Genomic DNA, 12,503 nt, shown 5'->3' with positions numbered 1-12,503 from the left:
ACATCCCACCCACAAGCCGTACACCCTCATCACAAATTGATCTGTACCGCGTACTGCCTGCGCAGGTCATCGGCCACCCGGCTGGAAGCGGACAACCGTCCCGCGCGGCGCCGCGGTGTGGAAGCACGGCCCGACGACGGACCCGACCGCTCCGGCGGCCAATCCGTCCGGGGCGGCTGCGCATCTCCCTCGGGCGGCGGCTCGGATGCGGGCAGGGACGGTGGGGTGTCGAGCGGGCTCTCATCCACGTCGTCGACGACCCACTCCGCCAGCCGCGCCTCGATCGACGGCGACAGCCGGCGCGTATCACTCGCCGCGTTGCGGCCCGTCGTACGTGCTACCAGAGCCAGCCGGGCGTTGGCCGGTGTCAGCCCCGCGTCGCCGAGCAGGCCCGTGCACGCCGCAGCTACGTCCGCGACCGTCGGCCGGTCCTGCGGCTCATGCGCCAGCATCGAACTCAGCAGCGGCACGAGCCCAGCCGGCACCCCGCTCAGGTCCGGAGCCACCTGAGGGTTGGTGACCTGGGCGGCGATGGCCTGCCACCTGGGGCCGTCGTACGGATAGTGGCCGGTTGCCGCGTACAGCAGCACAGTGCCAAGCGCGTAGACGTCCGCGGCCGGCCCGACACGCGGATTGCCGCCGGCCTGTTCTGGCGGCATGCACCGGACCGTTCCGATGATCATCCCTGGATGGGACAGCGAGTCCTGTGAGGCGTCCACGAGCGCCGCGAGGCCGAAGTCGATGATCATCGGCCCGTCTGCGCCGAGGATGATGTTCTGCGGCTTCAGGTCCCGGTGCAGCAGATTCACGTCGTGGACCGCCGCTAACCCTTCGGCCAGCAGCGCGCCGAGGCTGGCCACCAGCGGCAACGACAACGCACCGTCCGCATCCACGTGGTCGAGCAGAGTGGCTCCCGCGATGTACTCCATCGCGAGCCACGGCCGTTGCGCGTACGGGTCCGCGTCCAGGAAACGCGCGACCCGGTTGGTACCGATCACCGTCCGAGCGATCAAGGCCTCCCGCTCGAACCGAGCCCGAGTGCCCTCGTCCAGCCGGTCGCTGCGGATCACCTTCACCGCCACCGGCGAGCCGGCCAGCGAGTACGCGAGGAAGACCTCTCCCATGCCGCCCGACCCGAGGCGACGCACCACGGCGTAGCGGCCAATCTGGGCGGGAATGTCCTCCATGATGAGATCCTGCCTTTCCACACGAGTCCAACCCGGATTCGCGTCGGCGCCAGTCTGCCCCATCGGTGCCCCTCGTACGAGCCCTGCCCACTGTCGGTGCCCTGACCGAACCACGACTCGTGACTGTTCATAGGCCGCGACTCCCTGCGGTTCGTGATCGGCATGAAGCGGCGGCTGGTACGGATAACCTGGGCGCGCCGCAATGCGGCGGCGCCGCGCAGGGGCGCCTACCCACCAGGTGTGTCGATCATCAACCGCAGGGAGTCGCGGCGTACCAGCAGCCGAAGGGACGGACGGTTGCGCAGGCAGTGGACTACCTTGTCTATACGCTCGAGGTCGGCGTCCGCCAGGTGCGGGACCTTCCGGAGCTCCTTCAGATCGACTGCTCTCGTGCCGCCGCGCGGGTCGGGGCACGATCGCGGCGTAGACCGCCTGGTCTGTGTCGACGTATGGGGGTGAGTCCGGTCGGCCAACGGTACCGGACTCGTGAATCAGCTCCCGATCCCGCGATCTCCATCTCAGCAACACCGGCGCCGCGCCGGGCGTGCCCACGGAGGCGATGCCGAGGCTCGGGCCCGAAGCGGTGCGGGAGACGGGCAGGAACTGCCCGTGCAGCAGATACACCCCGATCCCGGCCAGCCGGGGCTTTCACGCGAGCTGGGTTCTTTTCAATGCAAGCTGTCGTGAGGATTCGCCGCCTTCGGTTGCCCAGTGCGCCGCCGGCGCCTCCTATATCCCGATCGGGGCCTGCCTCACGGCAGCAGCGTCAGAGTCGGGCGGCTGGGTGGTGTCCGTCGATGCGTGGCGAAACTGCCCTCCGGGAGGAGTCCACGAATGTACTTTTCGAGCTCTCCGACCGTGAGGTGTAGATCGTGGGCGGCCTGAGCGACGAGCGACGTGTCTGGCCGTGTCGTTTGAAGGGCGTCCATTACGACTTGGGAGTGTTCTGGTGCGATTCCCCCTGGCTCGCCGCTGCGGTAGCCGAGGCGGGCGAGGTCGATGCACACCGCTCGGTATCCCCAGTCGGTCAGGAGCGACAGTTCGTGGAGCCGATGCGCCAGGGCCATCGCCGAGACTTGCCACCGGTTCCGGGAGGCGATGATGTGCTGGGCGCTGGCGTTTCGAAGTCCGGAGGCCAAGATGCTGGCGCCGGGCATGAGGAGTGCGCCGGCGAAGCGGTCGGCTTCGCGTTCGGTCTGGGGTCCGCGCGCGGGTCGGGAGCCGGCGTGAAGCACAAGGTGGCCGAGTTCGTGGGCGGCGTCGAAGCGCGTGCGCTCTGCGGTCTTGGTGGTGTTCAGGAACACGAAGGGCGTCGCGTTCCAGACGAAGGAGTAGGCGTCGACTTCGTGGCAGTCCATGGCGACGCAGAACACGCGTACGCCACGGCCTTCCAGAAGGTTGATCATGCAGTCGATGCCGCCCGCAGGCAGTTCCCACCGGTTGCGGAGTGTCTCCGCGGCCTTTTCGGGGTCAGCGCCGACTAGGTTGGGGACGTCCGGCCTCGGCAGCGCCCGCCGCTGGTCGATCCACTGGGCGAGCATGAGTGCGATGCGGCCGGCGCTGCGGGCCATGTCCCGCTTCCCGGCTGTGATCTTGCTAAGTGCGCGGAAGCTGATCGCTTCGACGGGGATCTCGTCAACGTCGCCGCCCTGCAGGAAGGCGGTCGGCATGTCGAGTGCGTCGGCCAGACGGTCGAGGTTGTCGGGGGACGGGCGCTGCGTCCCGTTCTCGTAGGCGAGCAGGCTGCGAGTCGTAATGCTGGCCAGCTTGGACAGCTGCTCACGCGTCAAGCCCCGTCGGTGACGGGCGAGCTTCAGGCGGGACGGTGTCAGCATCGGCTCATTGTTGATCAGTTACCCCGTGTGACGTCGTTGGGCTGGCGACGACACCGCCGCCCCAGGCTGCGGCCACGGCAGCCCACGCCCCTTCAACGGTACCGGCGCGTCGGCCACACGCCCGAGGCTGTTCCACGGCCGCGTCGGTTCACACCCGGCCGAGACCGCCTGAACGCAAGGGCTCGCCCAAAGGGTGCGGTTCGGGTCCGTCTTGATTTGGCCCGGTTGCCCGCAGACGCCGGCGCTCCGGCAGGCCGGACCACTGCGGCGTCGACCCCCGGTCGAGCCTGCCGCGGGCGCGAGGCTTCCTGTCCAGGGGTCCAGCCAGTGCGGGTGCCGCCTGGTCGCGACAGTCGAAATCCTCCATCGGGGGTCCTCGTTGTGGTCGTCGACTCTTCGCGATATTGTCCCTCACTTGAGGGCGAAAAACCAGAAGTCCCATGGAGGGCGGCTGCTGCTCTGCCCTGCTTCCTACTTCGGCCCGACAGTGCAGGATTCGATGAACCCCATTGACATGACCGCGGACGCGTCCAAGGCCAGATCCTCGTCGCCCACGCTGGCCGACGACTACCTCACCGTCACCATGCTCTGCGGCGGCCTGGCGCAGATGATCCGGTCGCGTAATCATCCACGATCGGGGGCGGCCGACCTGGGGCTGCTGCCGGCGTCGTGGCGCGTAGGCTTCAGCCGGGTGTGGTGGCGGTGCCTCGGCCAGGGCGGCGAGGGACCGGCCAGCGACCTGGAGCTCATGGCGTGGTGCACACGTCCATTGATTACCTGGGATGTGGATCTGGCGCTGTCGGACAGCGACCTACAGCACGAGCTACTGGTCGGCGACGAGCTCTCGATGTTCGCGGAGCAGGCCGCCCGTCTCGCCTCGAGCGCCGATGTCGAGGCCGAATGGGTGGAAAACCAGGTCTTCAAGGCGATCAGGGCCGCCGCGGCGGCCAACGGCGGGACCGACGACCAGCAGGTGGAGGTTGTCTATGCGGCGCTGCGCCGGCTGCTGATCGACCGTCCGGTGCTCAGCGACGCCGACCTGTTCCGTCTGGAGCAGCAGCTGCCGGAGGCCGACAACAGCGGACAGACCTACGTTCGCCGACTGATCGAGCACGCCTATACCAGTACACCCGCGAGCGGGACGTACAGGTATCTGACCTGCCCGGGCTGCGGCAACCCGGTGGCCGGCGGCGAACCCTGCGGCACGCCGGGCTGCACCGGCGGCATCCCGGAGCCCAAGTCGGTCAAGACCATCCGCCGGTTCTACGAACATCACCGGGCGACACGCCGGTTCATCCACGACCCCGGCCTGGTCGAAGTTCGGATCATGGACACGCTCAGCAAGGACCCCACCCTCGACGGACGCGTCGAGGTCGTGGCCTACCCCCGGTTGGACATGGTCGACATCCTCATCGAGTTCCTACGTCGCGACGGCCGCGGCGAGGTCAGCGTCTGCGAGGTCTGGGCGGTCGACGCGAAAGACCAGCTCAGCGCGCGTCTGCTCGGTCGGCGATTCGAATGGCCCGCGGGCTTCCCGTGTGACAAGCGGTTCCTGGCCATACCGAAGCACCGGGCCGACCAGGGCCAGTACCTCAAGGAGCTGAAGAGCGAACTGGATGGCCGGCCTGGAAGCGCCGGCGTCACCGTCGTCAGGGAAGACGTCCTGATCGACTCGGTAAAGGTCCGTGCCAAGGAGTTGACCGCGTGAGGGACACCACCAGCTGGTGCGAGGACCTCCAGGGTCGGCTGGAGGCCGCAAGTTTTCCCGAGACCGTCCTGACCAGTGCGGAGTTCTGCCAGGCGGAACTCGGCCTGGCATTCATGGCCGCCAGTTTCCCGGGGGAACCGATCGGCGCGTTGCCGGCCATCTTGTCGGGCTACGTCGCGGTGGCGGACGACCTCGTAGCGACTATCCGGCGGGTGCGCCACCGCATGCGCGACACCGCCCGCCGCGCCTACTGGCGCAGCACCCTCAACAAGTACGTCGGGCTACCAGCGGCCATCCGCGCGTTCGAGCGCGTCGACGACCCCAACCGGCGCGTCAACGACAGCACGGTCTTCGAGCCGAAGGCTACGTCGGTCGTCGCGGAGCGCGACCGGTTCTACGCCGCGGCGATGGCCGACCCACTGGCCTACCGCCCGGCACGCGACCAGCACCCACCGGCGCCAGCGGGCGGCCGGTACGCCTTCTACGTCGACGACCACAGGGAGATCGTGCAGTTTCCCGACCACCTGCCGCCGGCGCCTCCGCTGGCTGCGCTGCCCACCGTCGCAGGCCGAAGCCGCCAGCCGTGGACGGTCGACGTCGACAAGGACATCGTCACGACCGCCCACGCCGTCGACGAGCAACTGCGCGAGCGGCCGGACCTGCGCCAGGGGCACTACACCAAGTGGGTCGCCGAGATGCGCCCCAGCGTCGTCGACACAGCTTCCGGCCGGCTGGTGGACCAGCCCCAGCAGTTCACCATCAACGGTCTGGAGCACTGGGTCGGGCTGATGAACTCCGGCAAGACGACCCTGGCCGACCTCCTGACCGTCAACCGGGTCCGCGAACACGGCGACCGGATCTGCCTGGTGGTCGGCTCGGTCGGCGACGTCTACCAGAAGGTCTCCGCCCTACGAAACCTCGGCATCGACGCGGTGCCCCTCATCGGCCGCAGCGCGAGGTCAGAACACATCGGCCGATACTGGACGACGCACATCGACCAAGCCGCCGAGCTGTTCCCTTCCGGCCAATACCCCCCGGACCCGGCGGCCGAGTACGCCAACGCCTCGTGCCTGCTGGAACCGCTGCGGGTCACCAACCAGGCCACTTGGACTCCGCTGCGCCCCGAGGAGTTTCCCTGCCGGAGTCGGCTACGAACCGTCGACACCAAGCAGACCCGCATCCACGACTGCCCCCTGTTGACGGTGTGCCCGGCGCAGAAGGCACTTCGCGAGATCGCCGCGGCCCAGGTGTGGGTGACCACCCCGCAGTGCCTCGTGGCCAGCCGGGCGGAGCCCGCATCGGAGTCCATGCGGTGGCTCGAAGCGGTCCAGCACCACATCGATCTCATGATCATCGACGAGGCGGACGCGGTCCAGCAGGTCTTCGACCAGAAGTTCGTCCAGACCGAACAACTGGTTTCCAGCGACAGCGGCTGGACCCACCGGATGGTGGACTGCACCAACCAGGGACTGGCCAACGGCGAGATGGCGGCGGTGGTCCACCGCTCAGTCCAGGAGTGGCACCGGCTGCTGCTCATCCACCAACAGGCCGTGTTCAGCCTCAACCAACTCGCGCTGGCCGACTCCGGCCAGGCCCTGCAGACGCTGCTGGGCGACACGACGTTCACCGCCCACTCGCTGTTTCGCCAGGTGGCCCGCACGCTGCACGGGCTAGCGACGTACGCCGACGGCGACAAGGCGGCTGAGGACGCGGCTGAAGCCTTCTATGAACGCCAACTGCAGGCGCTCGCCGAACAGCCGCTGGTCCGCCATGGCCACGACCTCGAAGCGGCCATCGAGCACATGACCAGACTGCCCCGCGACGACGACCTCGTCCGGGAAACGATCGACTCCTGGATCAACGCGAGCCTGTCCCCCCAGCACACCAGCCGGCAGCGCATCGACCTCGACCGCGACCTGCTGCACCTGGTCATCGAGGCGGCGATCTGGTCCGGCCGCATCACCATGACCTTCTTCCGCATGGTTGGGCTCTACCCGTCGGTGCGCGAGCCGCTGCGCCTGCCCGACGACGAGATGTTCATGCTCGCCCAACCCCCGCGCGACTACCGGCCGCTGGTACCCGAAGCCCCGATCGGCAACCTGCTCGCGCTGAGGTGGGCGGCCAGCCGCAGCGGCGGCGCCTCACTGCAGATCGTGTGGGTCCACGGCGTCGGTCGATGGCTGCTACACCACGCCCACGACCTGCTGGAATGCGAGGGAGTCGCCGGCCCGCATGTGATCATCACTTCGGCCACAAGCTGGATCCCCGGATCGTCGTTCTACCACATCCCGCAGACCCCCAGCCTCGTACTCCGCCAGCAGGAACACGACCGGAAGGCACTGCGGACCTCGAGCATGCTGGTCCAGCCCGGTCGAACCCCGGCCAACGACCCGATCTTCGTGTCCGGCCGCGCCGGGCCAGCCAGGGCCGACGCACTACGTCAGATAGTCTCCTACCTGTTCGACGTCACCCCCGGCCGCCACCGCAGCCGCATCGACGACCTCCGGGCCACCCTGCCCGACGACCGGCGGCAGATCCTGCTGGTCACCCTCTCGGGCCGTGACGCGCGACTGGTCGCCGAGCACATCAACCACAAGACGGCCCTGTCGGCGCGGTACGTGGTCCCCGACGCCTCCGGCCCCCAGGACGGCGGCATCCAACGCCGGCTGATCGCCCGCTTCGGACACAGCGACGACGACATCCTCGTCGCCGCCGAGATGTCCATCCAACGCGGCTACAACATCCTCAACGCCAGCGACACCGCCGCCCTCGGTGCCGTCATCTACCTCACACGGTCCCACCCGCCGCCGTTCGACCTCGGATTCCCGCTGTCCCTGGTCAACCAGATGGCAATGCGGCACCTGCAGCATCCCTTCGAAGCCCTACCCGGCGACGTCGGCGCCTACACCCGGCAGATGCGCTACGCCGCACGCGACCTGTGGTACGACCTCATCGGCCACCCGGTGGTCTTCCGGACCCTCGACGAGGACTACCGGCCGGCGTTCGTGGCCAACAACCTCGTCCCCATGAGCCAGACGATCGGACGCACGATCCGCGGCAACCAACGCACCACCGTATGGCTGTGCGACGCCGCGTTCGCCGAACGGCTGTCGACCGACGACGATGCGCCCGACACCAAACGCACCAGCCTCGTCGTAGCCACCGACGCGTTCCTGACCCGCCTCCTGAGCCCACCAAAGGCCACCGCCGCCGCCGAGGAACACCATCGACACGCCGTCAACGTAGCCGTGTGGGAACTGATGTGCCACCTCGTACAGACCAGCCAGCCACTCGGATCCCGAAGGAAGCAGCCACGTGGCCAAGATCAGTGACCGGATGCAGCTGACCGCATTCACGCTCGCCCCCGACGCCCGCTGGGACGTCCACTGCAAGGTCGCCAGTTTTCCGAAACCGTGGCTGGATTTGCTAACCCGGGAGTACCACGCCAGGCCGGAGATCAAGCCCGGCTTCTCACTGCCCACCCGCAGCCTCGTCGGCCTTCTCCTCGGCATCGACCCCGCCGTCATCCACGTCAACTGGGACCTCGCCGACGACCGGTTCATCGTGGCATTCACCGATGTCGACCCCGCCATCCTCACCGTCGCCATCGGAGCCTGGGCCAGCACTGCCGTCGCCCCCGACAGCACCACCGACTGGTGGGACGCCTTCGATCCGGCCGACCTGCGGTTCGACGACACTCCAATCAATGCCTTCGGCCACGCCCAGCGTCCCAACGGCACGGCAGCCCCGTCGGAGTACATGTACGACCTGCTCCCCACCCTCCTAGCCCAGTACGTACGCGAGCACGGGCTCCACCTGGTCGGCAAGCCACGCGAGTCACTACTCGGCCCACCCAGCCCAAACAACCACCGCAGCCTCGTGCTGCTGCCCTTCTCCAAGGTTCCCCAGACCGGCGGCGGCCTGGCCACAGCCAAGATCGAATTTCACGTCGAGACGATTCCCCACCGAGGGCTGCCCAGCATCCACGCGGACCTGACCAGCAGCCGCTTTCCCTTGCAGCCCGTGGCCTACATCCCCCAACGCGGCGACGGTCCCGCCGGTGCCACCATCCTGCTGCATGCCCCCGACGGATTCCTCGACGAACGCGGAGCGCATACGCTGCTGGCCGCCAAGGCGCAGCACCGGTACGTCAATGGAGGCCAAAAGACCTGGCAGTGGACCCCCGGACTGGCCAGCACGCTGGGACGTCTTACCCACCTAACATTTCCATCGCCGGAAAAGGTGTTCGCTGACCCCCGGGCCGCCCACGAGGAAGGCAGGATCCACGCCTACATCCTCTACTCCGAAGGCACCAAGAGCGACGCAGAAGACTTCGACGTTCTGGATCAGTTCAAGCCCGACGAGGACGGTAAGCGCAAGGCACGGTCGCTGCGACACGGAGCCAAAACCGGCTTCGTCCCCGCCGATCACATGCACGTCCGTGAACAGCTCGCGAATATCCTTCAGCCGCTGGGGATCCAGCCGTTGCCCGAAGCCCGACGCGTCGGAACGCGACCCGCCAGGCACATCACGCCCACCCACGACACCGCCGAAGCCTACGCCCTGGAACTGTGGACGCAGTCCGACGACACCCGCCAGGCCATACTCGCCGCCCTGCAACTGCACCAGGGACTCGAACCCCACCCAGACCCCGCTGACCCCGCCACCATCCGCTTCACCGGAGACCTCAACCTCACCGTCCACCTACGCGAGGTCGGCGCCCTAGGGGCCGGCATCGAACGCCCCGGCAAGGACCGCTCAGTCGCCACCCTCCGAGGCAGTCACGCCAACCACGTACAGAACCAGATCGGCCCCGCGAGCCAGCGCGTCGCAGCGATCTTCGAACTCCACGGCCCCGACCACTTCGCCCGCACCCGCACCATCGACCCCAAGCCCGCCTTGAAGAAGGCATTCGCCCGCAGCGGACGGCGGCTACAGTGCATGAAACCCGCCATCAGGTTCAAGCCGCCGACCAACCCTCCAGCGAATCCGAAGAAGACTCCCACCCCGTACCCCGGCACGATCTTCACCAAGGGCACCATCCACCGCGCCTCCGCATCCGTCCTCGACGCCCTGCGCCAACTCGGCCGTCTCGGCCGCCCACAATTGGACGAGGCGCTGGCCGGCACGGAACTGGTCGGGGTATGGCTACACCACCTCGACGGCGCGTGCGTGCCGCTCGTCGTACGCATGCCCCCCGAAGGCGAGCCCACCGCCCACCTCGCCACGACCAGCGACACGCCCGTGCCGCCCATGCCCTACAGCGACCTGCCCCAAGCCCTGGCCGCCGGAAAAGGACGCATACCGGCAGGAAAACACCAGCAGGCGATCCTATCGCGGTTTCTCTCCAACGTCCTCGGTGTCGACGAAACCTCCGTCATCGACGAGCACGACCGCGCCGTCTTCGTCAAAGCATACGGGTTCCGCAAATGGGGATGGAACTGGATCCAGGACAAGAACATCGCCGGCAACAGGCTCGTGCTCCCTGGGCACACCTTCGACGACGACCAGCCACCCCCGCCGTTCCTCACACCCCAGCAATGCCCAGGCCTGAGGATCATCCGCGTCCGAGACCGGAACACAACCCAGGAGGTGGCACTGGGATTCCCACCCGACTACGACACGCACAGCCCGCGCGGTGACGGCCTCTACACCTTCGACGACCACGTCTACTACTCGATCAACCCCCGCGCCGAACAGATGCAGACCCCCCTCACCGCAACCAAGATCGACCCCGACGTGCTCGCCAACCACCGCTTCCGGGCATCCAACGAAACCCCGCTCGAGATCCTTCCCGTCTTCCTGCAAGCCACCGATACGCCGGACGCGTTCGCCGACCTCACCCAACTGCTGCGACGCAGCTACCTGCACACCGAACAGGCCACGCTACATCCGGCGCCCATACACTTGTGCAAGCTCGCAGCCGAATACTTGTGACGGGAAGCGGCTGGCTAGCGGTCGACCGCACCGGACGGGCAACTCGATGGCCATCAGTCGCTGCAGCATTTACGACGCTGGCGCGTCCGGCTAAGCCTAAGGTGGTGGCGATGGAGCATGGACCGGCGCGGGCCCGCCCAACACCTTGGTTCGCAGGCCGGCCGCCTCCTGCAGGTGCAGCATCCGTCCCCACCGCGCGAGGCATCTTGGTGCTGCCCCTGCGGTCATCGCCGCCCGCCCAGTTGGCATGCTCCGGTGCCTCCGCAGCCGGGACTCGGCGCTGACGCTGAGAGACTCATCGAGTCCGTCTGGGACGTTTGCGGCCCCCGTGCCCTCGCAGACCTCGCACTCGAACCAGTACTCGTCCGGCCCGTCATTCAGGCATAGCCTTCTCGGTCCACTCCGTACTTATATTGAAGAAACCGTATCTTTTGCGCAAATCATGAAGAACTGAACCGCTCGGTCGAGAATCTGTTTCTTTGCTCGCAATATTCACCTCTAGGTAAGGGTCCGGACTGCGCAGCACCCACCACATAGTGAGATAGCGACTCTCAGATGACAACCGCGCCACCGCGTCACCTTCGATGATGCGCACACGATTAACCCTGTACGGATATTCTTTGCCACCAGAAACCCACTCTGGCAGCCCGGCGCTCGCCTCTGAAAGGCGAGGTCCTTGATCCGAATCCTCAATGATCATTCGGTCTTTTCGTGCTATGAACGCCTCGGCCAAAAGGGCAACTTCGTCAAAGTCAGCCTCTGCGGATATCCAGACAACCTTCTCCACCTTTATCTTAGTGCCCCTCACCAGCAACGAATTGAAGGGAACCCAGAGATCCGCTTGAACCAACTCGTACCCATTAATTGTCACCTGAGAGGAGAACTCGTCGCGCCCCTCCAAGGCTTTCTTTAGCGAGTCGTGTGCCTGGTTTTGGTCGATTCCTCTTGGAGTCAGGGATGCCTTCCTTCCCAGAACGGAATAGACTGCACCAAAAACGTGGACGTCCACTTCGCCGGCGTTCTCAACAGACAGACTCACGGGCATCCGAGCGCCACCGGTTGCCAGTCTGGTTGGGTCTCCAAATTCCGCCATAACTTGGACCCTGGGAGAAGCAGCCGATGGCTCGAATATTCGAGAATATCCAAAGTTCGCCAAGGTTATGATAGTCGCGACCGCCACAGCGAACCCGACCTTCTGTGGTACGGGAACTTGGATGCAGTGTCGGTAGACCTTCCAGGCAGCCCAAGCTGATACGATTGCAAGTGCTCCCCAAAGAAAAGAAGCCAGTCCGCCACCAAATCTCTTAATTGCGATGACGAAGAGCGATGTGTTTGCAATCAGCGCAACGACGCAGCCTAGTAGAACGAAAAGTTCAGCCCTAGCAAACTTCCTGAGCCTAAGATAGTCCCATATAGCAAAAGTGGCGAGCAGGAGAAAGGCTGCCGCGAGAATAAGTAGCGCGCCCGTCAGCCAACCTGCATAGGTTAATGCGGTTGCAAGGTTTTCCACACCAAGCCAGCCAAGTGCGGCCGCCGTGATAAGCAAAGTCAAGGCCATCACCAGCACTTCGAACAGTTCGCGGCGCACGATGCCTCCGCTACCACGCGGGGCTTCACCTTCTTTCGACTTGGTGCGATGCGATGCTTTGTCCACCTGACATTCCCCCGGAAAATTTCGTCTGTTCGGTTGACATTATCTCGGCTGAAGATGCGCCCAGTGTTCCCTGTCCCGCAGAGTCCAAACCTCGCGCCAATGCCACATCCAGGCGCCGCAGGAAAAACGCGACCACAACCGCTCACATAAGCGACGCCCGACACGACCTAGCTAAGCCAACT

Annotated in this window: 6 protein-coding genes; 3 read left to right on the top strand and 3 right to left on the bottom strand. The window is 66.3% G+C overall.

Features of this window, described 5'->3' with window-relative positions:
- Positions 1–29: 29 nt before the first annotated feature.
- Positions 30–1,187, bottom strand: coding sequence for a serine/threonine-protein kinase (locus EDC02_RS24390; protein WP_123605112.1), 1,158 nt, complete (start codon positions 1,185–1,187; stop codon positions 30–32).
- A gap of 752 nt (positions 1,188–1,939) precedes the next feature.
- Positions 1,940–3,022 (bottom strand): ImmA/IrrE family metallo-endopeptidase, encoded by a 1,083-nt coding sequence (locus EDC02_RS24385; protein WP_123603949.1) that lies wholly within the window; start codon positions 3,020–3,022, stop codon positions 1,940–1,942.
- Positions 3,023–3,401: 379 nt separating this feature from the next.
- Here EDC02_RS24385 and EDC02_RS24380 point away from each other — a divergent pair, with 379 nt between their 5' ends.
- The 3 genes from EDC02_RS24380 to EDC02_RS24370 are packed head-to-tail and all read left to right on the top strand — an operon-like array spanning position 3,402 to position 10,667.
- Entirely contained in the window at positions 3,402–4,730 is a 1,329-nt protein-coding gene (locus EDC02_RS24380) for a hypothetical protein (RefSeq protein WP_148083593.1), read from the top strand.
- On the top strand, positions 4,727–8,062 hold the full coding sequence (locus EDC02_RS24375) for a hypothetical protein (RefSeq protein WP_123603947.1): 3,336 nt from the start codon (positions 4,727–4,729) through the stop codon (positions 8,060–8,062). Before EDC02_RS24380 ends, EDC02_RS24375 begins: the two co-directional genes overlap by 4 nt.
- Complete coding sequence (locus EDC02_RS24370) at positions 8,046–10,667, top strand: pPIWI_RE module domain-containing protein (RefSeq protein ID WP_123603946.1); 2,622 nt, start codon at positions 8,046–8,048, stop codon at positions 10,665–10,667. The genes EDC02_RS24375 and EDC02_RS24370 overlap by 17 nt, the downstream gene beginning before the upstream one ends.
- 373 nt (positions 10,668–11,040) lie before the next feature.
- Here the strand turns inward: EDC02_RS24370 and EDC02_RS39700 are convergent, their stop codons facing one another.
- Positions 11,041–12,255: a hypothetical protein gene (locus EDC02_RS39700; RefSeq protein WP_148083592.1), complete on the bottom strand. Its 1,215-nt coding sequence runs from the start codon at positions 12,253–12,255 to the stop codon at positions 11,041–11,043.
- Positions 12,256–12,503: the final 248 nt, after the last annotated feature.

This window comes from Micromonospora sp. Llam0, assembly GCF_003751085.1.
Lineage (GTDB): Bacteria > Actinomycetota > Actinomycetes > Mycobacteriales > Micromonosporaceae > Micromonospora_E.
The sequence above is the reverse complement of the archived record's forward strand: the minus strand, read 5'-3'. Positions and strand labels throughout refer to the sequence as shown.